This is a genomic window from Methylobacterium sp. WL6 (assembly GCF_008040095.1).
Taxonomy (GTDB): domain Bacteria; phylum Pseudomonadota; class Alphaproteobacteria; order Rhizobiales; family Beijerinckiaceae; genus Methylobacterium.
On sequence record NZ_VRVH01000050.1, the window covers coordinates 1 to 23,309 of the forward strand.

Genomic DNA, 23,309 nt, shown 5'->3' on the forward strand with positions numbered 1-23,309 from the left:
GCGGACGCGCGGGCGTCGTGGCGATCGGCGCGCTCGAGCTGCTGGCCGGCGCCTTCGTGCTGGTGCTCGGGCTGGCGATGCTGTCGGGCCTCGCGCTCGACATCGGCGGCTGATCGCCCCTCGCCAACGGCACGCCGCCATGCCACGCTCCGGTCCGGGCAGGGAGCCCGGCACGCGAGGCGCCGCATGGCAGGGTTCGACCACATCCTGAACTGGCGGCTGCTCTCGGGCTCGCACCCGTTTCCGGGACCCGACGGCGGCACCTGCATCAACGAGGCGGCCCTCGTCGCCGCGGGGCTGCCCTACCGCGCGATCCGGTCGAGCGACGAATGCCCGCCCTGCTTCTCGCGCCCGCTCGCGGCCTACGCCCTCGGCCTCAACGACGCGATGCCGGACGGCGAGCGCCACCGCTTGATGGCCTTCGTCCTGCGCCTGTCCGGCTCCGCCGACACGCCGGCGGTCGAGGCGGAGCGGACGGCCTTTCTGGCCCTCGAAAGCATCCGCAGCCTTCTGCCGCCGCTGCTCGAGCGGGCCGGATCCGCCGCCCTCGCCACCCGCTGCGCCGGTGCGGCGGATCTCGACGAGGCGCTGGCGGCCGCGCGTTCGGCCGCCTGGGCGGGTGGAGCGCGAGCGCAGGCCGCATCGGGTCAGCGCGCCTGGGTCTCCGGAGCATTGGCGGCCGCGGTCTCCCGCACCGCAAGCGCGGCGATCCGCGCAGCGGAGGATCCGCGCTGCGCGGCCGAGATCGCCGAGGGGGCGGCGCCGTTCGCCCCGGGCACGTGGGCGCGGGCGGCCGTGATCCTCGACGGCGCGCTGCGGATCGGGCGGAAGGCGCCCGACATCGACCTGTTCGCCGCGCGCGACCGCCTCGACGCCGCCCGATCGGCCGCGCACGCCTGAGCCGCGATCACGCGTTCGCGTCAGGCGGCGGCGGAAGCCGCGTCGAGATCGAGCTCGACGGTCTCGCAGTTGTCGAGCCAGACGCCGGCGAGGTGGAAGAAGAACGTGCCGTGGCCGACCACTGCGATCGTCCGCTCGGGCCGCGCGCGCAGCCATTCGCGAAACCCGGCGACGCGCTGGTCGAACAGGTGTCGCGGCTCGACCGGATGACCGCCGACGTCGGACCCCTCCTCGGCGTGCCACCACACCTCGGGCAGGTGCCCGACGTCGAGATGCGGGAACTCCGCCGCGATCTCGGAGGCGACCCGGCCGACGTCGCAGCTGCTCTCCTGGCACTCCCGATGCAGCACCTCGACGAGGAGCTTCGGCTCGGCCGGATGGTCGGCGAAGACCAGCGCAGTCGTCTCGATCGCGCGGGTCAGCGGCGAGACCACCACGAGGTCGAACGGGATCTCGGAGAGCGCCGCCCGCGCCGCGCGCGCCTGCTCCCGGCCGCGTGGCGTCAGGCGGGCGTCGCGATGGTCGGAATCGCGGCCGGTCGCGCGGTGGGCGGCGTTGAAGGTCGATTCGCCGTGGCGGAGGCAGACGATGCGGGTCGGGCCGTTCATGCGGGTCATGGTCTCGTCGGTTCGTGTCGGGGTCAGGCGAAGCGGCCGCCGCGCTGGATCACCTCGATCTTGTAGCCGTCGGGGTCCGTGGCGAAGAAGAACCGCGCCAGCTCGTTGTCGCCGTGCTTGAGCGTCTTCATGTCCGTCGCCGGAAGCCCCTCGCGGGTGAAGCGGGCGTGCTCGGCGGCGAGATCCGCGACGGTGACGGCGACGTGGCCGTAGCCGTCGCCGAGGTCGTAGGCCTCGGTCCGGTCCTTGTTGACCGTCAGCTCGATCTCGAAGGGCGAATCCGGCGCGCGCATGTACACCAGGGTGAAATCGGGAAAGTCGAAGCGGTCGGAGATGGCGAGCCCGAAGGCCGCCTCGTAATAGGAGACCGAGCGCGCCTCGTCGCGGACGCGGATCATCGCATGGACGGGCTTGGCCATTCTTCGCTCACAGGTCGGATCGAGGGAGTAGCACCGATATCTGGCGCGAAGAACCGATCCGAAAAGGGCGGGAGCCCTGCGCCGAACCGCCGACAGCCCCGCGCCGATGGCCACGGAGGCCCGTTCGAAGCCGATGCCGAAGCTATTCCCAACCCTGTCGACCGATCGAGGCGCCCTCATGCCTGAGCCCATCCTGCTCGCCACCAGCCAATCGCCCGCCGAGGAGGCGATCTGGCGCGATGCGCTCGCCCGTGCGATGCCGGACGAACGCATCGTGACGGCTGCCGACGAGTTCGATCGCTCGACGGTCGCCATCGCGATCGTCGCCAACCCGGTTCCGGGGGCGCTGGCCGGACTGCCGTCGCTCGCCTGGGTGCACAGCCTGTGGGCCGGCGTCGAGCGCCTGCTGCAGGACGCGACGCTGCCGCCGGTCCCCGTCGTCCGTCTCGTCGATCCGACGCTGGCGCGAACGATGGCCGAGACCGTCGGGGCCTGCGTGCTCGCGCTGCACCGCGATCTCCCGCTCTACGCCGCGCAGCAACGCCGCTGCGAATGGCGCCAGCACCCGGCCCGCGCGGCCGCCGCGTGCCCGGTTGCGATCCTCGGGATGGGCGAGATGGGGCGGGCCTCGGCCGAGCTGCTGCTCGGGCTCGGCTTTCCCGTGCGCGGCTGGAGCCGATCGGGCACCGCGATTCCGGGGTTGATTGCGCATTCCGGCCGCGACGGCCTCGGCACGGCGCTGGACGGCGCGGCCTACCTCGTCAACCTGCTGCCGCTCACCGCCGAGACCCGCGGCATCCTCGATCGCGACTGCTTCGCCCGGCTGGCGCCGGGTGCCGGCGTGATCAACTTCGGCCGCGGCGCCCACCTCGTCGAGGCCGACCTGTGGCCGGCGCTCGATGACGGACGTGTCGGGCACGCGGTGCTCGACGTGTTCGCGCAGGAGCCGCTGCCCCGCGACCACCCGGCCTGGGACCACCCGAACGTCACGGTCCTGCCCCACGTCGCGGCGCCGACCGACGAAGCCTCGGCGGCCGCGATCGTCGCCGGGGCCGTGGCGGCCTTCCGCAGCACCGGACGGGTGCCGGCGGGCGTGGACAGAGCCCGCGGGTACTGATCGCCGTCGCCGCAAGCTGTCGCGTGGTTTCGCGGACGCAACGTCTTGCGTCTTCGAGATGCCGCACACCGAAGCGCGCATGGGAAACACGCCGTTACAAATTTGCCGCCGCCCCCCATCTTCGATTGTCGCGCGTCTCGGGCCATAAGGAGCCGCGAAGTCCCGTCGGGACGCGACCGAAGACGACCGCCGATGAACGCGCCCGCCAGTCCGCATATCCTGATCGTCGAGGACGACCGCGAGATCGCGAACCTGGTCGCGCGCTACCTCCGCGGCAACGCCTGCCGCGTCACCCTCGCCGGCGACGGCGCGGAGATGGATCGGGCGCTGGCCGACGGCCGGGTCGACCTCATCGTCCTCGACCTGATGCTGCCGGGCGAGGACGGCCTCAGCCTGTGCCGGCGCCTGCGCGCGAGCTCGGCGATCCCGATCCTGATGCTCACCGCCAAGGCCGAGGAGATCGACCGCATCGTCGGCCTCGAGATCGGCGCCGACGACTATCTCGCCAAGCCGTTCAACCCGCGCGAGCTGCTGGCCCGCATCCGCGCCGTCCTGCGCCGCACCGGCAACGAGGTGGCGGAGGAGGAGGGCGCGCGCCGGATGCACTTCGTCGGCTGGACGCTCGACGTCTCGCTGCGGCAGGTGCTGAGCGCGGAGGGCGCGCGCATCTCGATCACCGGCGCGGAGTTCGACCTGCTCCAAGCCCTGTGCCTGCGCCCGGGCCGCGTGCTCTCGCGCGACCAGCTCCTCGACCTGACCCAGGGGCGCAGCGCCGGCCCGTTCGAGCGCAGCATCGACGTGCTCGTGAGCCGGATCCGCCAGAAGATCGAGCGCGATTCGCGCAACCCCGAGATCATCCGCACGATCCGCTCGGGCGGCTACCTGTTCACGCCGGAGGTGACGCGCTCATGAGGTTCGGCCGGATCCGGACCCGCCTGCGCCCGCGCAGCGTCGCCGGGCAGATCGCTCTGCTGGTGGTGGCTGCGATCGTCGTCGCGCACGCGGTCGCGACCACGGCCTTCGTGCTCCTGCGCGAGCCCTGGAAGCCGGACGACCATCCCGGCGTCGCGGCAGGGCGCCTCGCGATCGTCGCCCGCCTCCTCGACAACGCTCCCGTGCCGGACCGCGACGCCCTGCTGGCGAATGCGGCACGCAGCGTGCCGAACCTTCAGATCGCACCCTGGACCGGGACCGCTGCCGAGGGCGAAGGCCTCAACCGCCCGGTCGTCCGCCGCCTGCGCAACGGCTTCGGCCGGGCGCTGACCGTGGTCGAGATCGGCGGGCCGGAGATGCGCGCCGACGGCTACCTCCGCCTCGGGATCGTGACGCCGAACGGTGCGCGGCTGCAGGCGAGCCTGCCCGACGACCCGCTCAGGCCGCCGCACGAAGGCGCGATCATCTTCACCGTGATCTTCCTCGCCCTGACGCTGGCGCTGCTCTCGGTGTGGGCGACGCGGGCGCTGACGGCGCCTCTGGCGCGGCTCGCGGGCGCCGCCGAGGCGTTCGGCACCGGGGACGACCACGTGGCGCTGCCCGAGGCCGGCCCGCGGGAGGTGATCGCGGTCTCCCGCGCCCTCGACCGGATGCGCAACCGCGTGCGGCGCCTGATCGACGACCGCACGCAGATGCTGGCCGCGATCAGCCACGACCTGCGCACGCCGATCACCCGCCTGCGGCTGCGCGCGGAGTTCATCGACGACGACCACACCCGCATCATGACGCTGCGCGATCTTGACCAGATGAACGCGCTCGTCGAGGCGGCCCTGTCCTTCGTCCGCGACGGCCAGGGCGGCGCGTCGAGCGCGCGGACGCTGATCGACCTCGCCTCGGTGGTGCAGACGGTCTGCGACGGGTTCAGCGACGTTGGCGCCGACGTCTTCGTCACGCAGAGCCGCCACGTGCTCGTCCGCGGAAAGCCCGACGAACTCGAGCGGGCGATCACCAACCTCGTCGACAACGCGGTCAAGTACGGCGGCGGCGCGCGCCTCTCGATGGAGCAGACGCCGCGGGGCGTCCGCATCGTGGTCGGCGACACCGGCCCCGGCATTCCCGAAGCCGAGCGCGACGCGATGCTGCAGCCGTTCGTGCGCGGCGACCGGGCCCGCAATCTCAACGACGCGAGCGGCTTCGGCCTCGGGCTGTCGATCGTGCTCGCCATCGTCGAAGCGCATGACGGCTGGCTCACCCTGACGAATCGCCCGGAAGGCGGCCTCTCCGCCGCGATCGAGCTGCCGCTGGCCGCCGCGATCCCGGCCGAACCCGCCGAGACCCGGATCGCCGCCGCGGCGGAATGAACGGCCGAGCCTTGCATCGGACCGGCGCGATCGGCGTTGAGGCCGAGCGGGCATCGGAAGGCAGGAAGCGCATGGACGTCGGATTCATAGGGCTCGGGCGCATGGGGCGCGCCATGGCGGCCAAGCTGGTCGAGGCCGGGCACACCGTCCGCGTCTGGAACCGGACCCCGGATGCTGCGCACGGGATCTCCGGCGCGACGCCGGTGGCGAGTGCGGCCGAGGCGTTCGCGGGCGACGCGGCGATCACCATGCTGTCGGACGACGCAGCGCTGCGCTCCGTCATCGTCGAGGGCGGGCTGCTCGACAGCGCAGGCCGGCCGGCGATCCACCTGTCGATGAGCACGATCTCCGTCGCCTTGGCGCAGGAACTGGCCGCGATCCATGCGCGCGCCGGCATCGCCTATGTCGGCGCCCCTGTGTTCGGGCGGCCGGACGCGGCCGCGGCGGGCGCCCTCAATATCATCGCCGCGGGCGATGCCGGCGCGATCGACCGCGCAGCCCCGCTCCTCGACGCGATGGGCACGAAGACGTGGCGCTTCGGCACCGAGCCGCATCAGGCCAATGCCGTGAAGCTCGCCGGCAACTTCATGCTGGTCTCGGCGATCGAGGCGATGGGCGAGGCCGCCGCCTTCGCCGAAGGTCACGGGGTGGCCGGCGCCGACCTTCTGGACATGCTCACCGGCACGCTGTTCGCCTCGCCGGTCTACAAGGGCTACGGCGCGTCGATCGCCGCGAACCGCTACGAGCCGCCGGGCTTCGGCCTCCGCCTCGGCGCCAAGGATATCGGCCTCGCCCTCGGTGCCGCGGCGGCGGTGAACGTGCCGATGCCGTTCGCGAGCGTCCTGCGGGACAACCTCATCGACGCGATCGCGCACGGCGACGGCGACAAGGACTTGGCCGCGCTCGCCACCGTGGCGACCCGGCGCAGCGGGCGCTGAGCGCTTGGACGCGGCGACGGCTGGCGTTTGCACCGACGCGTGAAGTCGGTCGTCATGCGTTCCGTGCAACACCGCCGCTGCGCGCGCCTTGCGCCCCGCCCACGATGCCATACCTGAACCTCTCGGCCCGCGACCGGGCTCCCGCATCCTGAGGCCGGCGCGCGCGGCCTTCGAGGCACGCCGATGATCTCGACCGAAGCCGACATCCTGAACACCGCCGCGTCCTGGCGACGCGACGGCCGCGACGTGGCGCTCGCGACCGTGATCGAGACCTGGGGATCGGCGCCGCGTCCGGTCGGCAGCCACCTCGTCGTCGACGGCGAGGGCAACTTTCTCGGCTCGGTCTCCGGCGGTTGCGTCGAGGGCGCCGTGATCACGGAAGCCGCCGACACCATCGCCGACGGCAAGCCACGGGTGATCGAGTTCGGCGTCGCCGACGAGACCGCGTGGCGGGTCGGCCTCTCCTGCGGCGGCCGCATCCGCATCTTCGTCGAGCGGATCGACTGACATGCGCGCCGACATCCTCGAAGGCCTCAACGCCGAGCGTGCCGCCCGCCGCGCCGCGATCCTCGTCACCGACATCGCCGACGGCGGGCAGCGCCTGGTTCGGGAGGCCGATATCGCCGCCGACGACCTCGCCGAACCGCTCGGTCGGCACCTCGCCGCAGGCCGGAGCGGCCTCGTCGAGGCGGACGGCCGGACGCTGTTCCTCACGGTCCAAGTGCCGCCGGTCCGGCTCGTCGTGGTCGGGGCCGTTCACATCACCCAGGCCCTGGTGCCGATGGCCGCCGCGCTCGACCTCGCGCTGACGGTGATCGACCCGCGCACCGCCTTCGCCAGCCCCGAGCGGTTTCCGGGCGTCGCGCTGGTGGCGGATTGGCCGGACGCGGCCTTCGGCGGCGCGGTGCCGCCGCTGGACCGCTACTGCGCGCTCGCCGCGCTGACCCACGATCCCAAGATCGACGATCCGGCGCTGAAGGCCGCGCTCTCGGCGGAGTGCTTCTACATTGGCGCGCTCGGCTCGCGGAAAACCCACGCGGCGCGCGCGGTCCGGCTGATCGAGGCCGGCTATTCCGAGGCCCAGCTGGCGCGCATCCGCGCCCCGATCGGGCTCGCCATCGGCGCGGTCAGCTCGGCCGAGATCGCGCTGTCGGTGATGGCGCAGATCGTCGCCGCCCTGCGTCGGGCGCCGCGCGAGGCAGCTTCGTGAAGTTCGGGCCGGTTCCGGTCGGATCCGCGCTCGGCCTCATCGCCGCCCACACCATCAAGGCGGGCGGCGCGACCCTGCGCAAGGGCCGGGCGATCTCGCCCGAAACGATTGCAGGCCTCGCGGCCGAGGGCGTGCGCGATCTGGTGGCCGTCTCCCTGGAGCCGGGCGACGTCGGCGAGGACGAGGCCGCCGAGACCCTGGCGCGGCACCTCGCCGGGACCGGCCTGCGCTGCGAGCCGCCGTTCACCGGACGCTGCAACCTCTTCGCGGTCGGGCCCGGCGTTCTGGTCGTCGATCGAGCTGGCATCGATGCGGTCAACGGCGTCGACGAGGCGATCACCGCGGCGACGCTGCCGCCGTTCAAGCCCGTGGTGGCCGGCGAGATGGTCGCGACGATCAAGATCATCCCCTACGCGGTGCCGGGTACGGTCCTGGCGCATGCGTGCGCCGCCGCGCCGGCCGGCGCGTTGCGGGTCTCGCCCTATCGCCGCCGGCGGGTCGGCGTGGTCTCGACGCGGCTGCCGAGCCTGAAGGAGACCACCGTCGACCGGACCCTGGCCGCCCTCGCGGATCGGCTCGCGCCGACTGGCGCCGAGATCGTCGCCGACCGTCGCGTACCGCACGCGGCCGGTGCGGTCGCCGAGGCGCTGGTCGCGGCGACCGCGCAGGACGGCGCCGACCTGGCGATCGTGTTCGGCGCCTCGGCCATCGCAGACCGCCGCGACGTGATCCCGGCCGGCATCGCGACTGCGGGCGGCGCGGTGATCCATTTCGGCATGCCGGTCGATCCCGGGAACCTGCTGCTGCTCGGAGCGCTGCGGGACGTTCCGGTGATCGGCGCGCCGGGCTGCGCCCGCTCGCCCAAGGAGAACGGGTTCGACTGGGTGCTGCACCGCCTGCTCGCGGACCTGCCCGTCACCCGCGCGGACATCGTCGCGCTCGGTGTTGGCGGACTGCTGATGGAGATCGTCTCGCGGCCGCAGCCGCGATCGGGCGAACCGAGCGCGGCCGACGATGCCTGACATCGCAATCGGTGCCGTCCTGCTCGCCGCCGGGCGCGGCACCCGCTTCGGTGCCGAACCGAAGCTGCTCGCGCGGCTCGACGGGACGCCGCTGGTGCGCCACGCCGCGGAAGCCGCCCTCGCGTCCAGGGCCCGTCCGGTCGTCGTCGTGCTCGGGGCCCATGCGGTGGCCGTGCGCGCCGTCCTTCACAATCTCGACCTCGTCTTCGTCGAGAACGCCGCGTTCGGTTCCGGCCTCTCGACCTCGCTGCGGGCGGGACTCGCCGCGCTGCCGGCCGAGACCGATGCGGCGGTGATCCTGCTCGGCGACATGCCGCGGGTGACGCCGGAGCAGATCGATCGCCTCGCCGCCGCCTACCGGGCCGCGAAGCCGGCTCCGAGTGCCGTGGTGCCGACGATCGCGGGGCGCCGCGGCAACCCGGTGCTGCTCGATCGGCGCGTGCTCGGCGACGCCATCGCCAGCCTGTCCGGCGATCACGGCGCCGGGCCGCTGCTGAAGGGTCGCGCCGACGTCCTGGAAATTCCGGGAGAGCCCGGGACCGCGCTCGACGTCGACACGCCGGAGATGCTGGCTCGGCTCTGAAGGCTCAGGCCTTCTTCGCCTCGCTTCGGCAGCGATCCGAGCAGAATCGGACCTCGTCCCAGACCCGCTCCCACTTCTTCCGCCAGGCGAACGGCCGCCCGCACTGCGCGCACAGCTTTGTCGGCAGGTCGCCCTTGCGGATCATCTTCCCCGATGTCCGGCCCGAACTCTTGTTTGCGGAATCGCCCCCGCTTCGCCTGGACATCCGGTCAGCGCCCGATCTGTCCGGCTTCGGCCAGCCCCACCGGCGACCACCGTGTGATCTGGATGTAGCCGTCGCGGGCCGCAACCACGACGTGGCGCCTGTGGCGATGGACGACGGTGCCGGGCAGATGCTTGTGCGCCTCGCGCCAGCCGCCGGCCTGCGCGACGTAGACGCGAGCGTCGCCGAGCCGCGCCAGCGTCTCGATCGATCCGAAAGCGCGGATCCGACGCAGGATCGCGGCGACGTCGGCGCGGAAGTCGAGGGTGCGGTCGACGTCGCTCGCGCGCGCCCAGTACGAGCCGTCGCCCTGCGGCTCGGGCCGCCGCCACCGCGCCGGCAGATCGCGGCCGATCGGCCCGGTCGCGAGCCGCCGCGCCGCCATCTGGCACTTGGCCAGCAGCGTCTCGTGGTCTTCCTGGGCGTCGAGCGGGAACAGGTCCTGCGCGAGGATGTCGCCGGTGTCGAAGCCCTCCTCGGCGAGCACGTGTGCGGTGACGCCCCAGGTCTCGTAGGCTTCCTCCACCGCCCGGAACAGCGGGTAGGGGCCGCGCCCGGTCGGCAGCGGCGAGGGGTGGATGTTTAAGCCGAAGGCCGCGCGGGAGCGCCATCCGGTGATCAGCCAAGGATAGCCCGCGACGACGAGCGCCCAGTCGCGGCCGTGGGCGGCGTTCAGCGCGTCGAGATCCTGGGCCTTCAGCCGCGAGAGCTGGATCGGCAGGCGCAGCTGACGGGCGCGCGCCACCACCACGTCGTTGTGATCGTAGAGCCCGTCGCAGGGGCGGGTGAACAGCTTGATCGGGGTCCAGCCGGCCTCGATCAGGCCCTCGAACACGCCGCCGAGGAAATCGATGCCGGCGAAGGCGAACTTCATGAACCTGGATTCTCCGGCGGTCTCGATGAGATGCGACCTTGTGGAACGGCCGCGCCGGCCTCGACCGACTCCCCCGTCCACCACGACGCCTTAGCTTCATCTTGTCGAACCGTCTCCGCCGGCAAGGGGCGTTCGGCGGCGACGGGGGCGAGCATGCAACGGGTTCTGATCTACGGCGGCACGGGCGGCATCGGCCGGGCGACGGCGGAAGCGCTGCGCAACCGCGGCTACGGCCTCCACCTCGCGGCGCGCGACCGCGGCCGGCTCGAAGCCGCGGCGGCCGAACTCGGCGAGACCACCGTGACGGCCGGCGACGTCGCCGACCCCGACTTCTTCGCTCAGGCTACCGCGGAGGCAGGCGATCGCCTCGCCGGCCTCGTCTACGCGGTCGGCACCATCAACCTGCGCCCGCTCGCCCGCCTGACCCGGGCGGACGCCGAGACCGATTTCCGGATCAACGCGCTCGGCGCCTTCTCGGCGATCCAGGCAGCGGCCGGCGCGCTGAAGGCCGGTGCCGGCGAGGCGGGCGCGGGCGTCGTCCTGTTCTCCACCGTCGCGGTGGCACAGGGGTTTCCGGCCCACGCCTCGGTCGCCATGGCGAAGGGGGCGGTCGAAGGCCTCGGCCTCTCGCTGGCGGCCGAGCTCGCGCCGCACGTACGCATCAACGTGGTGGCGCCCTCGCTGACCCGGACGCCGCTCGCCGCCGCGATCACCGGCAACGCCACCCTGGCCCAGGGCATCGCCACGATGCATGCCCTGCAGCGCCTCGGCACGCCGGAGGACATCGCGGGGCTCGCCGCCTTCCTCGTCTCGGCCGAGGCCGGCTGGATCACCGGGCAGATCATCGGCGCCGACGGCGGCCGCTCGATGCTGCGCACCAAGGGCTGAGGCGCTTGGCAACGCGGAACACCGGGGGGCGGAAGACCCTGCGGTTCGTGCTGGGCGACCAGCTCAACCGGCGCGTGTCTAGCCTCGTCGATCTCGATGCGCCCGACGTGGTGCTCATCGTCGAGGTGATGGCGGAGGCGACCTACGTCCGCCATCACAAGCAGAAGATCGCCTTCCTGTTCTCGGCCATGCGCCACTTCGCGGCGGAGCTCGAAGCCGAGGGCGTCACGGTGGATTACGTCCGCCTCGACGATCCCGGCAACAGCGGCAGCTTCACCGGCGAGCTCGCGCGCGCGGTGGCCCGGCACGCGCCGGACCGTGTCGTCGTGACCGAACCCGGCGAATGGCGGGTCTGGTCGATGATGCAGGCGTGGCGCGACGACCTCGCCGTCCCGGTCGAGATCCGCGACGACAACCGTTTCCTGTGCCCGCGCCGCGATTTCGCCGACTGGGCCGGGGACCGCCGGGCGCTGCGCATGGAAACGTTCTACCGCGGCATGCGCCGCCGCACCGGCCTGCTGATGGACGGCAAGGATCCCGTCGGCGGCCAGTGGAACTTCGACGCCGACAACCGCAAGAAGCTGCCGCGGGGCCATGCCGTCCCGAGCCGCCTGCGCTTCGAGCCGGACGCGACGACGCGCGCGGTGCTCGACCTCGTCGCCCGCGCGTTCGCCGGGCATTTCGGCGACCTCGACGGCTTCGGCTGGCCGGTGACCCGCCGCGACGCGCTCGAGGCCCTGAAGCACTTCATCGCCGACGGCCTGCCGACCTTTGGCGACTACCAGGACGCGATGAAGACCGGCGCGCCGTTCCTGTACCACGCGCTGATCTCGCCGCCGCTCAATGCCGGCCTGCTCACCGCGGAGGAAGTCTGCCGCGCCGCCGAGCGCGCCTATCGCGAGGGCGCGGCCCCGCTGCACTGCGTCGAGGGCTTCATCCGCCAGATCCTCGGCTGGCGCGAATACGTGCGCGGCCTCTACTGGGCGCGGATGCCGGCCTATGCCGAGACCAACGCCCTCGACGCGCGGCGCGACCTGCCGTGGTTCTACTGGTCGGGCGAGACGGAGATGAACTGCCTCGCGCAGGTCGTCGCCGAGACGCGGGCCCATGCCTATGCCCACCACATCCAGCGCCTGATGGTCACCGGCAACTTCGCCCTGCTCGCAGGGCTTTCGCCGGCGCAGGTCGAGGAATGGTACCTGATCGTCTTCGCCGACGCCTACGAGTGGGTCGAGCTGCCGAACGTGCACGGCATGGTGCTGTGGGCCGATGGCGGCGTGATGGGATCGAAGCCGTACGCGGCCTCCGGTGCCTACATCAACCGGATGTCCGATTACTGCGCCGCCTGCCGCTACGACGTCGCGAAGAAGGCCGGCCCGGACGCCTGCCCGTTCAACTACCTGTACTGGAACTTCCTCATCGCCAACGCCGACCGCCTCGAAGGCAACCCGCGCCTGTCGATGCCCTATCGCACGCTCGCCGCGATGCCGCCCGCGCGCAAGGCCGAGATCGCGGCGGACGCGGCGTCGTTCCTCGATGGGCTGAGCGCCGATGCGCCGGCGGGCGAGATTAAACGATAACTGGAACGCTGCAGGCGGACGCGGCGCGAAGGAGCTTCGCATCGCGCGAGGCGAGGGGGCGTGAACACCGAATCGCCAATTCGAGATAGCTCGCATCGTACAGCGAGAGCCCGTGCTTGGCGGCGAGCGTCATCGTCGCCGACCAGGCATGTCGCGCGGTCTCGGTATCGATCGAGATCGGTAGGGCTGCGAGAAGCTCGAGAGCCTGAGTCCTCTCTGCCGTTACGATGCGGCGCTTCCGCTCAGCCGTAAGAAGGACGTGCCCGACCTCGAGAGCCCAGAGGCCAGGCACGATCGCACCTTTTGCCGCGACCTGTTCGAGAATATCGCTCGCATCGCTCTCGATCGGCAGGACCCAAGCGAGGGCCATCGACGCATCTAGGATGCAGAGGCTCACCGGCGGTCTTCGCTACGAAAAATCTCTATCTCATCTGGGCTGAACGTTTCACCGCGGGCGGCGATGCGATCGCGCAACGCGCGCAGCCCGCCAACCGTCAGGGCCGTGGTATCCTCACGGGTCGGCGGCACGAGCCGTGCGACGGGTTTGCCATCGCGCAGGACGAGCACGTCCTGGCCAGCCTCGAGCGCATCGAGAAGTGAGCCGAGCGAACTTTCTGCGTCGAAGATGCTGATTGCGTCCATACGATCACCAACCGAACGACGTCGCGTTTCCGCTGCGTCTGCTGCTGGCAATCGTAGCATGGTTCGGCCAGCCGCGGATGGGTCGAGCATCGCTCACCACGGCGTCCAGACCGACAACGCGAGGTACGGGCTCGGCCGCCTTTCGGTACTCTCGACCTGTACGCCGCCCGACACGCGAAAACTGTAGCTGCCGACTGAGAAATCGGTGGCGTGGGCGCCGAAATTCCACTTCGTATAGCCGGTCCGGTCGGCGTAGAGGCTGACTTCGGGGCCGAGGTAGAAGCCCCAGGCGCGATAGCCGAGGGCGATCCGAGACCAAGCCGAATCGCGCGCCGAGCCCAGGACCAGGGTCGCCTGAACCAGGCTCTCGTCGGTCGGGCGCGCCCAGACCTCGCCGTGCAGGCGAAGGCCCCAAGGCATCGGAAGCGTCGCCACGCTGCGCCCGTCAGTCAGGGCTTCGTACGCACCCTCCGGCCCGGCATAGAACGCGACGACGCCCCAATCCGGGAACCACTGATAGCCCGCCAGCGCCGCGCCGAGCACGGTGTAGCGCGACAGGCGAGCGCTGCCCCACGAATCGCAGTAGCACGCCATCTCGTTGCGGCGCCCGCCGCCGAGGCTGGCGAGCGCGACGAAACCCGGCCGGTCGAGCTTGTCCAGCGCGATCTTGGCGCCGATGGACAGGAAATTCGCGGCGCCGGCATCCAGGCTGCCGAACAGCAGGGTGTCGAGATCGCCGGCCCGAGCCGTGGGGGATGCGGTTGGAACGGTGCAGAGCAGGCACGCGACCGCCGCCGCGAGACGGCGCCTTCGGTGCGGGGACGCGAGCCGTGCCAAGCCGATGACTCCTAATACAAGATGAAAATCTTATATCTCGAAGGCTCGCAACATGGGGCGATTCAGGAGAGATGTCGCGACAGTTTCAAAGACGGTCGTCGATTTTTCCACCATTCGGCCGTGAAACAATCAACCGCAACTCTGAGTATGTAACTTCAAGTTACGCATGAATCGCCTAGCCAACCTGAAGGAAATATGTCCTTTCTGAAGCTTCCAGGCTTGTCGGTTTCCCGCGGACGGTGCGCCGCCGGGGAGGGGGCGAGGCTCATGCTTGGCGGCGGTGCCGAACTCGGCTAGAGCCCGCGCCGGGACAGCAACCTGCGGCCACGTTTTGTATTCCGGTGCCCGAACGTCCGACGTCCTCACGGTTCTCGCCAGCCAAGAGGGAGACCGCCTGACCGTCGGCGACATCGTCGCGGTGCTGCGGGACCGTGCCTTCGCGCTGCTCGTGGTGCTGCTCGGCCTGCCGAACTGCCTGCCGATGCCGCCGCCGATCCCCCTGGTCTGCGGCCTGCTGCTGCTGCTCGTCGCCGTGCAGATCGCGATCGGCAAGTCGTCGCCCTGGCTGCCGAAGGCGCTGCTGGGACGGTCGGTCGCCCGGAAGGACGTCGAGCGGGCCGTCAAGCGCGCCGTGCCGGTGCTGCGGCGGCTGGAGCGCTGGTCGCGGCCACGGCTCAGCGTGTTCGAGACGGCGCTCGGCATGCGCGGCATGGGCATCGCCCTGCTGACGCTGTCGCTGGCGCTGATCGTCGCCGCGCCGGTGATCGGCCAGATCCCGCTCGGGCTCGCCGTCTGCCTCGTCGGCCTCGGGCTGGTCGAGCGCGACGGCATCCTGGTGCTGGTCGGTCTCGGGATCGGGAGCCTGGGCGTGCTGCTCAATGCCGGCTTCGCCTACGCGATCGTCGCCGGGATCATGAGCCTGTTCCACCTCTGAACCGCGATCGTGCGGCTCCGGCTCACGCCTCGAGATGCCGCGGCTTCACCAAGCGGTAGAGCAGCCCTCCGCGCGGGCCCGCCAGCATCGACACGAGATAGAGCGCGCCGGCCGCCAGCACGATCGCCGGCCCGGTCGGCAGGTCGAGATGGTAGGACAGGGTCAGGCCCGAGAAGCTCGCCACCACCGCGATCAGCATCGAGGCCGGGATCAGCGTGCCGAGCCCGCGCGCCCAGAACCGGGCGGCGATCGCCGGAAGCAGCATCAGCCCCACCGCGAGCAGGGTGCCGAGCGCCTGGAACCCGCCGACGAGGTTCATCACCACGAGGCCGAGGAAGGCGTAGTGCACCGGGCCGCCGCCGCGGCTCACCGTGCGCAGGAACAGCGGATCGACGCATTCCATCACCAGCGGGCGGTAGATCAGCGCGAGGCCGAACAGGGTCGCCGTCGCGATGCCGCCGAGCAGCAGCAACGCCGGGTCGTCGAGCGCCAGCACCGTGCCGAACAGGATGTGCAGCAGGTCGATCTGCGAGCCGCGCATCGACACCAGCAGCACGCCGGCGGCGAGCGAGATCAGGTAGAATGCGGCCAGGCTCGCATCCTCGCGGATCACGGTCGAGCGGGTGACGAGGCCGGCGAGCAGGGCGACCGCGAGCCCCGCGACGAGCCCGCCCAGCGTCATCGCCGGCAGCGACAGGCCCGCCACCAGGAAGCCGACGGCGGCGCCGGGCAGGATGGCATGGCTCATCGCCTCGCTCATCAGGCTCATGCGTCGGAGCATCAGGAACACGCCGACCGGCGGCGCCGAGATCGACAGCGCGAGGCAGCCGACCAACGCCCGGCGCATGAAGCCGAACTCGACGAACGGCGCGAAGGGATCGATCACGCCGCGGTCTCGTGCTGCTCGGGTGGGGCCGGGCGATGGTGATGCCCGTGCGTGTGATCGTGCCCATCGTCGTGCCCGGACCCGTCGGGTGCCGGGGCGACTTGGGCATGGTCGTGGGCGCAGATGGCGGCGTCCTCGTCCCAGGCCTCGGACAGGCGGGTGGCGCGGGCGAGGTTCTGCGGCGACAGCACCGAGGCCGTCGCGCCCCAGGCGACCGGCTCCCGCGCGAGCAGGAGCGTCTTCGGGAAGTACGCACGGACCTGCGCCAGGTCGTGCAGCGCCGCGACGATGGTCCGGCCCTCGCCGTGCCACGTGCGGATCAGCGCGATCAGGTCGGCGGTGGTGCGCGCGTCGACTCCGGTGAACGGCTCGTCGAGCAGGAGCACCTGCGCGTCCTGGAGGATCAGGCGTGCGAACAGCGCGCGCTGGAACTGGCCGCCCGATAGGGTGCCGATCGGTCGCGCCTCGAAGCCGGACAGCCCGACGGCGTCGAGCGCCTTCAGCACGGCGCCTCGATGCCCGAGCAGGCTCCGCCAGGCGCCGGACCGGCGCCACAGGCCCATGCTGGCGAGATCGAGGACGCTCAGGGGGAAGCTGCGGTCGATCTCGTCCGCCTGCGGCAGGTAGGCCAGCGTGCGGGCCGGCATGCCGCGGTGGATCTGCCCGTCGAGGCTGGGGATCTCGCCGATCAGCCCTTTCAGCAGGGTCGACTTGCCGGCGCCGTTCGGGCCGACCAGCGCCAGCAGGTCGCCGCGGCGGATGGTGCCGTCGAGGTGGTGCACCGCCGGATGCCGGTCGTAGCCGAGCGTCAGTCCGTCGAGGCGGATGTCGCCGGCGGCCACGGGCGTGCGCGCGGTCACGCGCCCAGCGTCCAGGCGATCGCCAGCCAGAGCGGCGCGGCGAGCGCGGCGGCGAGGCCGAAGCGGAACGCCAAGCCGCTATGGAACAACGATGCGGCCGAGGAAGCCGGCGGGCGGGATCTGGGTCTCAAGGGGACGATCTTCGTCGAGGGTGCGCGAGCGCCGAAGGTCGATCCGTTGCCCGGACCGGTGGCGCGGCCTATAATCCGTGGTGATACACTGTAACACCGGCGGCGTTCAATCGGGGCGCCCCGGCCGCAAGGATCGGGATGCACGATCACGTCGGGCACGAAGGGGAGGCGTGCGGCGCGGAGCACGCCGCCGCGACGATGGCGCGTGCCGCGAAGCTCTGCCGCGACAGGAGCCTGCACTTCACCAAGCTGCGGCACGACGTGCTGCAGGCCGTCGCGGAGACGGGCAAGCCGATGGGTGCCTACGACATCGCCGAGCGCCTGAGCGGGCCGGATCGCCGGGTGGCCGCCGTCTCGGTCTACCGCGCGCTCGACTTCCTGACCGAGAACGGCCTCGTCCACCGCATCGCCAGCCGCAACGCGTTCGTGTCCTGCGCGCACGAGCACGGCGCGGGGGAGGGGCTGGTGTTCCTGATCTGCCGGAGCTGCGGCGGCATCGACGAGACCACCTCGCCCGAGATCGAGGCCGGGCTCGGGCGCACCCTGGAGCGGGCGGGGTTCCGCCCGGCGAGCCGGATCCTCGAGGTCGAGGGCGAGTGCGGCGCCTGCCACGGGCGGCAGTCCGACGGCGCCCACTGATCCCGGGACGCCGCTCGCGGAACTCCGGCTCAGAACGCGTTTCGGTAGGCGCGGCGCGAGAACACCGTCTGGAACATGATCTGGATGTCGAACCAGATCGACCAGTTGTCGATGTAGTGCAGGTCGTGGTTGACCCGGCGCTCCATGTCGAGGTCGGTCAGGGTCTCGCCGCGCAGGCCGTTGACCTGCGCCCAGCCGGTGATGCCGGGGCGGACGTTGTGTCGGCGCGCGTAGAGGGCGATGCGCCGCTCGAAGCTGCGGTCGTGCGCGAGCGCGTGCGGGCGCGGCCCGACGAGCGACATCTCGCCCTTCAGCACGTTCAGGATCTGCGGCAGCTCGTCGAGGTTGGACCGGCGCAGGAAGGCACCGATGCGGGTGATGCGCGAATCGTTGCGCGAGGCCTGCTTGAACACCGCCTCCGCCTCGGCCTTCATGCTGCGGAACTTGAACACGCCGAAGGGTTGCTGATTGAAGCCGTAGCGCTTCTGCCGGAAGAACACCGGGCCGGGGCTGTCGAGCTTGATCGCCACGGCGATGGCCGCGAGCAGCGGGCTCAGCGCGACGAGGGCGATCGTGGCGAGCGTCACGTCGAGGAGGCGCTTCAGCAGCACCTCGGCCATGCTCAGCGGACGGCGGCCGATGTTGATACCGGAGAGGCGGCCGACCCGGGACACCTGCATGTCGGGAAAGCGGTCGAGCACGGAACCGGGGCGCAGGTGCAGCGCCGCCGGCACCCGCAGGAAGGCGTCGATGCAGCGCTCCACCTCGGCGGTGTCGGCCCAGGGCACGAGGATGAAGACGTCGTCGGGGCGCAGGAACCGCACCACGGAGACCGCGAGGTCGAGATCCTCCGACATCTGCGCATGGCGGGTGGCCTCGTCCGCGCGGGCGTCGACCCGGCGGAGATAGCTGGTGCCGACGACGCGCAGGCCGAGCGAATCGGCCTCGTTGCTGGCGTAGAAGCGGGCGATGTCGTCCTCGAAGCCGACGAGGTGGACGCGGCTCACCGAGGCGGACGCCGGCGTTACGCTGCGGCGCACGAGCCCGATCATCGCCGCATGCGCCAGCATCAAGACCGGCAGGCCCGAGACGAACACGGTAAGGGCGACGACGCGCGAGACCTCGTTCGTCGTCTTGGTGATGAAGCCGACCACGAGCGCCGCAGCCCAGGCGACGACCCACCGGGCCGCGCTCTTCTGCAGCGACGCCTTCTGCGCCAGCATCGCCTCGATCGCGTATTCCTCGCGCAGGGCGGACGTCGCGACGATGACGATCGCCAGCAGACCGGAGAGCTGCAGGCCCCAGCTCGCCGAGAACGGCATCATCTCGCCGTTCAGAAGGAAGAAATAGCCGTATTCGACCACCATCGTCGTGATGACGATCGACAGGATGTCGGTCATCGCCACCGAGGCCGAGATGCCGATGCGGAACGCGCCGCGGCTCCGACGCGGGAGCAGCGCCGTCCATACATTGCGCCGCCGCTCCGCCGAAGTCGGCAGCGGCTGGAAAGTCTCAGGCAGGCGATCTTGAAACATCTGGCGCGCCATGTTCCGAACTGAACCGGACGGTGTCCCGAAACGACACGGATCACGCGTCGAGAAGAGCACTCTTGGACTATGGAGCAAGCGTAGGGCCGCGATCACGACACCCGTCACCTTGCGCGAGATGACTTGGCCTTAAGGGTCCGACCAGCGCGTCGCAACGCGAGCAAACTACTGAGGGACGGTTTCGTCAGGATCGCGTCGATCACGAGCAATCGAATCGCAGCGGCCGTCCTACGCCGTCGGGGGCCCGACGGCTTCACGGTCAAGCTTCACGTTCGAGTGATGGCGGTTCCGTTGCGGGTCGGAGGCACGCCCCTCGTGCCGACGCGGCCGGACGTAGCGATGCGTGCCGAAGACGCGCTTTGGCGTCCATGCGTCGGCGGCCCGCCGCGCTTCGGCTTCGAGCGTGCCGGAACCGTTTTCGACGCGGGGGCGCCGATCGCGCCCCGCTCGCATCACGCCGGAGGAGACGAGCCGGCGGCCGGGATGGAGGAACCTCGGCCGTCCCGCCTTCGGGACGCCGAGGCCGTGTGATCAGGCCGCTGCGACGTCGCCGCTCGCTCCGCCGACGGTCTGGATCGTCTCGAAGCCCTCGAATTGCGGGTGGCCGAGATAGAGCGGCTTCGTCGTCGGCACGCGGCCGTGCGCCTTGCGGAACTGCTCGGAGCGGGTCCAGGCCTCGAAATCGGCCTTCGAGCGCCAGATCGTGTGCGAGGCGTAGAGCACGTGATCTTCCGCCTCGGGTCCGCGCAGAAGATGAAACTCGACGAAGCCCGGCATCTCGCCGAGATGACTGTCGCGGCCGAGCCAGACCTGCTCGAAATCCGTTGTCGATTCCTTAACCACTTTGAAACGATTCATCGCAATGAACATCGATGTCTCCATGATGTGGTGGCATCTCGCCACCACCCTGATTCCAACGCCCGAATCTGCGTAATTCGTACTGAGGACCGCTTCGGTAGGCCGACGCCACCTGTCGAACCAACATACTATAGTTTTAGCGCAGGCTCGTAGCGTCGCAGCGCAAACGTCGTGACAAGGCCTCGATCTGATCGATCTAAGCTTGCATTCAGATTTATTTCGTGTCCTAGTTGTCTTCAGTTGAGGCGCTCAGGTGGCTATCCCTTCGCTCTGACAAGACGTTGGCACGGCACCGTGACGGGCGCGAGGTAGGTGGCGGCCTCCGCAACCGGCTGTCAATCTCCCGGTCGGCGTGTCGACCGTCCGAGGATGACGGTCACCCACCCGGTCGCGACCGCGAAATGGGATTGTGTCTGACGATGATGCCCAAACAGACCACCGACGTCGACCGCCTCGTCGGTCTCCGCATCACCGCGCTCCGCAAGGCGCGAGGGCTGAGCCAGACGGCCCTCGGGACGGCGGTGGGCGTCACCTTCCAGCAGGTCCAGAAGTACGAGAAGGGGCAGAACCGCGTCGGCGCGGGGCGCCTGCGCGAGATCGCGCGCCTGCTCGAGGTTCCGGTCTCAGCCTTCTTCGAGGAGAAGGAGGAGGGCGCGGCGCCGAAGGAGGACGTGTTCGGCTTCCTCAGCGCCCACGGCGCGATCGAGCTGCTGCGGGCCTACGCGCTAATCGAGAACGACCAGATGCGCCGCGACGTGCTCGCGATCGTGCGGACGGTGGCCAAGCTCGGCCATGCCCAGGCGGACACGGCCGAGGCCGAAGCCGCCGAGTGAGCCGGGACGGTCCGCCCCCGATCGGGGCGGCGCTCGCCTCCGATCGCTGAGCGCTGCCGGCCCGCCGTCGTCGTCCGTCAGTCGTCGAGCGCGATCAGGTGGAAGAACGTGCCGGTGACGCGACCGCGCCGATGCCCGGCAAACCCGAGATCCGTCCCTTCCGCGTCGGCGACCCGACAGAATGCTTCGTCCTCGGAGGGCGGCGGGGTCGACTCGCTCGCGTAGTGGAACTCGTGGCCGACGAGGCGCAGCCCCGCCCGCCCCAGAATCCCATCGGCGATGGGATGTGCGACGCGATACCCGAGATGCAACTTGCGCGACTTGTACGAGGTCGCGACCGGCAAAAGCCCGGCCATCGGATGCTGCATGCCGGCCGCATCCTCGAGGCTCTCGCCCAGAACCATGTAGCCGCCGCACTCGCCGTGCACCGGCCGTGTCTCGGCAAAGCTGCGCAGGCCGCCGAGGAAGGTCGTCGCCGCGGCGATCCGGCCGGCATGGAGCTCGGGATAGCCGCCGGGCAGCCAGCATACGTCGCACCCCTGGCTCGGTGCCTCGTCGGCGAGCGGCGAGAACGATACGATCTCCGCGCCCGCCGCCCGCCAGCCTGCCGCCTGGTGCGGATAGAGGAAGCTGAACGCGGCATCGGCCGCCACCGCGATGCGCTGCCCCGGCGGGCGGGGGAGGGCGCCCGCGCCGGCGGGAACCGCGCCGCCGGCCGCAGCCAGGATCGCATCGCAATCGAGACCTTCGACGGCGAGGTCGCCGAGGCGGTCGAGACGGGCGTCGAGGTCGGAGGTCTCCCGCGCCTGCACGAGGCCGAGATGGCGCTCCGGCAGGACCAGCGACGCATCCCGCATCAGCGCGCCGAGGACCGGGATCCCGACGCGGGCGAGCCCGGCTTCGACGAGGCGGCGATGGCGGGCGCTGGCCACCTTGTTCAGCACCACGCCCGCGATTCTGACGCGCGCATCGTAGAGCGAGCAGCCGAGCGCGATCGCCGCCGCCGACTGCGCCGCCCCCGACACGTCGAGCACCAACAGCACGGGCCAGCCGTAGCGGGCGGCGATGTCGGCATTCGCGCCGGTGCGGCCCTCGCCGGCTCGGACGCCGTCGAACAGCCCCATCGATCCTTCCGCCACGACGATGTCGGCGTCCCGCACGGCGAACCCGGCGACCGCGTCGAGGAGGGCAGGGCCCATCGCGAAGCTGTCGAGGTTGACGCTCGGAAAGCCGGTCGCCGCCTCGTGGAAGGCCGGGTCGATGTAATCCGGCCCGCACTTGACCCCGCGGACGCGCAAGCCGCGACGGGCGAGCGCGCGCATGAGCGCGAGCGTCACCGTGGTCTTGCCCGAACTCGACCGCGGCGCGGCGACGAGGATGCCGGGAACGCTCATGCGTTCGCGTCCTCGTTGTCGATGCCCGTGCTGCCGACCGCCCCGCCGGGCCGGAACCGGCGGTCGTAGTCGGCCGCGTAGAGCGCGCTCTCGCGAAAATCCTCGGCGCCGAGCGCCGGCCCGACCAGGATCAGCGCCGTGCGCTCGATCCCGGATCCGGCGACCTGCCCCGCGATCGTCGCCAGCGTTCCGGTGATCACCCGCTCGTCCGGCCAGGAGGCGCGGAACACCACGGCGGCCGGGCAGGGCGCGCCGTAGAACGGCACGAGCTCGGCGACGACCTTGTCCAGGATGTGGATCGAGAGGTGCAGCGCCAGCGTCGCGCCGGTGGCGGCGAAGCCGGCCAGCGTCTCGCGCTCCGGCATCGCGCTCGCCCGCCCGGAGGTGCGGGTGAGGACGACCGACTGCGCCACGCCCGGCACGGTCAGCTCGCGCTTCAGCAGGGCCGCCGCCGCGGAGAAGGCCGGGACGCCCGGCGTGACGGTGTAGGCGATCCCGATCCGGTCGAGCCGCCGCATCTGCTCGGCGAGCGCGCTCCAGATCGACAGGTCGCCGGAATGCAGCCGGGCCACGTCCTCGCCGCGCGCATGCGCCGCCTCGATCTCCGCGACGATCGCGTCGAGGTCGAGCGGCGCGGTGTCGACGATCCGCGCGCCCGGGGGGCACCAGCCGAGGATCTCCGGCGCGACCAGGGAGCCGGCATAGAGGCAGACCGGACAGGCGGCGATCCGGTCGCGCCCGCGCACGGTGATGAGGTCGGGAGCGCCCGGCCCGGCGCCGATGAAATGGACGGTCATGCGGTCACGATCTGCGCCGCTCGGGGGCGCTGGGATATGGGAGTCTTCGATCGGCTAACGGCGCCCGCTTCCTTCCCTACCCCCGCAGAGGGGGGACGGTAGAGGGCGCGGGCCTCATCGGCCTCGCGCATCGCCTCGTCGCTCGCTAGGCCCAGCGCCGCGAGCGCGCAGGTGGCGCGTCCGTCGTCGATGCGGGCGAGGATCAGGCGTCCGGTTTCGCCGGCGACGGCGAGCGCCGCCGCCTCGGCGAGCGAGCCGACGCCGCGCGATCGCTCGATCCGGGCCGAGCGCGTCGGCACGCGCGGGT

The 23,309-nt window shown here is 71.3% G+C and carries 28 protein-coding genes; 14 read left to right on the top strand and 14 right to left on the bottom strand.

Features of this window, described 5'->3' with window-relative positions; genetic code table 11:
• Window positions 1-186 precede the first annotated feature (186 nt).
• Window positions 187-900, top strand: coding sequence for a hypothetical protein (locus FV230_RS09735; protein WP_147842222.1), 714 nt, complete (start codon window positions 187-189; stop codon window positions 898-900).
• A 20-nt stretch (window positions 901-920) separates the two neighbouring features.
• On the opposite strand, the gene FV230_RS09740 is transcribed toward FV230_RS09735, so the two are convergent.
• Window positions 921-1,517: a histidine phosphatase family protein gene (locus FV230_RS09740; protein WP_147842223.1), complete on the bottom strand. Its 597-nt coding sequence runs from the start codon at window positions 1,515-1,517 to the stop codon at window positions 921-923.
• Between the two features lie 23 nt (window positions 1,518-1,540).
• On the bottom strand, window positions 1,541-1,936 hold the full coding sequence (locus tag FV230_RS09745; RefSeq protein WP_147842224.1) for a VOC family protein: 396 nt from the start codon (window positions 1,934-1,936) through the stop codon (window positions 1,541-1,543).
• Window positions 1,937-2,114: 178 nt separating this feature from the next.
• Here FV230_RS09745 and FV230_RS09750 point away from each other — a divergent pair, with 178 nt between their 5' ends.
• The 8 genes from FV230_RS09750 to FV230_RS09785 all read left to right on the top strand — a co-directional run bounded on the left by FV230_RS09750 (window position 2,115) and on the right by FV230_RS09785 (window position 9,100).
• Complete coding sequence (locus tag FV230_RS09750) at window positions 2,115-3,053, top strand: glyoxylate/hydroxypyruvate reductase A (RefSeq protein WP_147842225.1); 939 nt, start codon at window positions 2,115-2,117, stop codon at window positions 3,051-3,053.
• 192 nt (window positions 3,054-3,245) lie between these two features.
• Window positions 3,246-3,965: a response regulator gene (locus tag FV230_RS09755; protein ID WP_147842226.1), complete on the top strand. Its 720-nt coding sequence runs from the start codon at window positions 3,246-3,248 to the stop codon at window positions 3,963-3,965.
• Window positions 3,962-5,347 (top strand): ATP-binding protein, encoded by a 1,386-nt coding sequence (locus FV230_RS09760; RefSeq protein WP_147842227.1) that lies wholly within the window; start codon window positions 3,962-3,964, stop codon window positions 5,345-5,347. The genes FV230_RS09755 and FV230_RS09760 overlap by 4 nt, the downstream gene beginning before the upstream one ends.
• 71 nt (window positions 5,348-5,418) lie before the next feature.
• Window positions 5,419-6,285: an NAD(P)-dependent oxidoreductase gene (locus FV230_RS09765; protein WP_147728570.1), complete on the top strand. Its 867-nt coding sequence runs from the start codon at window positions 5,419-5,421 to the stop codon at window positions 6,283-6,285.
• A gap of 183 nt (window positions 6,286-6,468) precedes the next feature.
• Window positions 6,469-6,792, top strand: coding sequence for an XdhC family protein (locus FV230_RS09770; RefSeq protein ID WP_147842228.1), 324 nt, complete (start codon window positions 6,469-6,471; stop codon window positions 6,790-6,792).
• A 1-nt stretch (window position 6,793) separates the two neighbouring features.
• Complete coding sequence (locus FV230_RS09775; protein WP_147842229.1) at window positions 6,794-7,495, top strand: XdhC family protein; 702 nt, start codon at window positions 6,794-6,796, stop codon at window positions 7,493-7,495.
• The gene (locus tag FV230_RS09780; RefSeq protein ID WP_147842230.1) at window positions 7,492-8,517 is read left to right on the top strand and encodes a molybdopterin-binding protein; all 1,026 of its coding nucleotides are present in this window, start codon (window positions 7,492-7,494) and stop codon (window positions 8,515-8,517) included. Before FV230_RS09775 ends, FV230_RS09780 begins: the two co-directional genes overlap by 4 nt.
• Complete coding sequence (locus FV230_RS09785) at window positions 8,510-9,100, top strand: nucleotidyltransferase family protein (protein ID WP_147842231.1); 591 nt, start codon at window positions 8,510-8,512, stop codon at window positions 9,098-9,100. Before FV230_RS09780 ends, FV230_RS09785 begins: the two co-directional genes overlap by 8 nt.
• Before the next feature lie 4 nt (window positions 9,101-9,104).
• On the opposite strand, the gene FV230_RS09790 is transcribed toward FV230_RS09785, so the two are convergent.
• Both FV230_RS09790 and FV230_RS09795 read right to left on the bottom strand, forming a co-directional pair.
• On the bottom strand, window positions 9,105-9,245 hold the full coding sequence (locus FV230_RS09790) for a DUF2256 domain-containing protein (RefSeq protein ID WP_147728565.1): 141 nt from the start codon (window positions 9,243-9,245) through the stop codon (window positions 9,105-9,107).
• A 64-nt stretch (window positions 9,246-9,309) separates the two neighbouring features.
• A complete protein-coding gene (locus tag FV230_RS09795; protein ID WP_147842232.1) occupies window positions 9,310-10,176 on the bottom strand; it encodes a formyltransferase family protein in 867 nt (288 codons plus the stop codon).
• A gap of 153 nt (window positions 10,177-10,329) precedes the next feature.
• On the opposite strand from FV230_RS09795, the gene FV230_RS09800 reads away from it, so the two are divergent.
• Both FV230_RS09800 and FV230_RS09805 read left to right on the top strand, forming a co-directional pair.
• Entirely contained in the window at window positions 10,330-11,064 is a 735-nt protein-coding gene (locus tag FV230_RS09800) for an SDR family oxidoreductase (protein WP_147842233.1), read from the top strand.
• Between the two features lie 5 nt (window positions 11,065-11,069).
• Window positions 11,070-12,644: a cryptochrome/photolyase family protein gene (locus FV230_RS09805; RefSeq protein WP_147842234.1), complete on the top strand. Its 1,575-nt coding sequence runs from the start codon at window positions 11,070-11,072 to the stop codon at window positions 12,642-12,644.
• Here FV230_RS09805 and FV230_RS09810 read toward each other — a convergent pair.
• The 3 genes from FV230_RS09810 to bcsS all read right to left on the bottom strand — a co-directional run bounded on the left by FV230_RS09810 (window position 12,634) and on the right by bcsS (window position 14,123).
• Window positions 12,634-13,041 carry a type II toxin-antitoxin system VapC family toxin gene (locus FV230_RS09810; protein WP_147842235.1) on the bottom strand — a complete coding sequence of 136 codons (408 nt, stop codon included), beginning with the start codon at window positions 13,039-13,041 and terminating at the stop codon, window positions 12,634-12,636. The two genes, FV230_RS09805 and FV230_RS09810, sit on opposite strands and share 11 nt — an antisense overlap.
• Window positions 13,038-13,286, bottom strand: a complete 249-nt coding sequence (locus FV230_RS09815) for a type II toxin-antitoxin system Phd/YefM family antitoxin (protein ID WP_187275457.1) — start codon at window positions 13,284-13,286, stop codon at window positions 13,038-13,040. Before FV230_RS09815 ends, FV230_RS09810 begins: the two co-directional genes overlap by 4 nt.
• A gap of 93 nt (window positions 13,287-13,379) precedes the next feature.
• Window positions 13,380-14,123 (bottom strand): cellulose biosynthesis protein BcsS, encoded by a 744-nt coding sequence (gene bcsS / locus FV230_RS09820; RefSeq protein ID WP_246694811.1) that lies wholly within the window; start codon window positions 14,121-14,123, stop codon window positions 13,380-13,382.
• A 331-nt stretch (window positions 14,124-14,454) separates the two neighbouring features.
• Here bcsS and FV230_RS09825 point away from each other — a divergent pair, with 331 nt between their 5' ends.
• Entirely contained in the window at window positions 14,455-15,057 is a 603-nt protein-coding gene (locus tag FV230_RS09825; protein WP_147727042.1) for an exopolysaccharide biosynthesis protein, read from the top strand.
• A gap of 22 nt (window positions 15,058-15,079) precedes the next feature.
• Here FV230_RS09825 and FV230_RS09830 read toward each other — a convergent pair whose 3' ends face one another.
• The gene (locus FV230_RS09830; protein ID WP_147842237.1) at window positions 15,080-15,943 is read right to left on the bottom strand and encodes a metal ABC transporter permease; all 864 of its coding nucleotides are present in this window, start codon (window positions 15,941-15,943) and stop codon (window positions 15,080-15,082) included.
• Window positions 15,940-16,803 carry an ABC transporter ATP-binding protein gene (locus FV230_RS09835; protein ID WP_244032988.1) on the bottom strand — a complete coding sequence of 288 codons (864 nt, stop codon included), beginning with the start codon at window positions 16,801-16,803 and terminating at the stop codon, window positions 15,940-15,942. Before FV230_RS09835 ends, FV230_RS09830 begins: the two co-directional genes overlap by 4 nt.
• A 269-nt stretch (window positions 16,804-17,072) precedes the next feature.
• Between FV230_RS09835 and FV230_RS09840 the strand changes: the two genes are divergently transcribed.
• On the top strand, window positions 17,073-17,573 hold the full coding sequence (locus FV230_RS09840) for a Fur family transcriptional regulator (protein ID WP_147842238.1): 501 nt from the start codon (window positions 17,073-17,075) through the stop codon (window positions 17,571-17,573).
• A gap of 29 nt (window positions 17,574-17,602) precedes the next feature.
• Here FV230_RS09840 and FV230_RS09845 read toward each other — a convergent pair whose 3' ends face one another.
• Both FV230_RS09845 and FV230_RS09850 read right to left on the bottom strand, forming a co-directional pair.
• On the bottom strand, window positions 17,603-19,108 hold the full coding sequence (locus FV230_RS09845) for an undecaprenyl-phosphate glucose phosphotransferase (RefSeq protein ID WP_147842239.1): 1,506 nt from the start codon (window positions 19,106-19,108) through the stop codon (window positions 17,603-17,605).
• A gap of 543 nt (window positions 19,109-19,651) precedes the next feature.
• Entirely contained in the window at window positions 19,652-19,990 is a 339-nt protein-coding gene (locus tag FV230_RS09850) for an antibiotic biosynthesis monooxygenase (protein WP_147842240.1), read from the bottom strand.
• Window positions 19,991-20,397: 407 nt separating this feature from the next.
• On the opposite strand from FV230_RS09850, the gene FV230_RS09855 reads away from it, so the two are divergent.
• Window positions 20,398-20,811 carry a helix-turn-helix transcriptional regulator gene (locus FV230_RS09855; protein WP_147842241.1) on the top strand — a complete coding sequence of 138 codons (414 nt, stop codon included), beginning with the start codon at window positions 20,398-20,400 and terminating at the stop codon, window positions 20,809-20,811.
• A 77-nt stretch (window positions 20,812-20,888) separates the two neighbouring features.
• On the opposite strand, the gene FV230_RS09860 is transcribed toward FV230_RS09855, so the two are convergent.
• The 3 genes from FV230_RS09860 to FV230_RS09870 all read right to left on the bottom strand — a co-directional run.
• Window positions 20,889-22,205, bottom strand: coding sequence for a cobyrinate a,c-diamide synthase (locus tag FV230_RS09860; RefSeq protein ID WP_147842242.1), 1,317 nt, complete (start codon window positions 22,203-22,205; stop codon window positions 20,889-20,891).
• Window positions 22,202-23,002 carry a precorrin-4 C(11)-methyltransferase gene (cobM, locus tag FV230_RS09865; protein WP_147842243.1) on the bottom strand — a complete coding sequence of 267 codons (801 nt, stop codon included), beginning with the start codon at window positions 23,000-23,002 and terminating at the stop codon, window positions 22,202-22,204. The genes FV230_RS09860 and cobM overlap by 4 nt, the downstream gene beginning before the upstream one ends.
• Window positions 22,999-23,309 (bottom strand): cobalamin biosynthesis protein (locus tag FV230_RS09870; RefSeq protein ID WP_187275458.1); only part of this gene is annotated, 311 nt, incomplete at its 5' end. The genes FV230_RS09870 and cobM, both read right to left, overlap by 4 nt.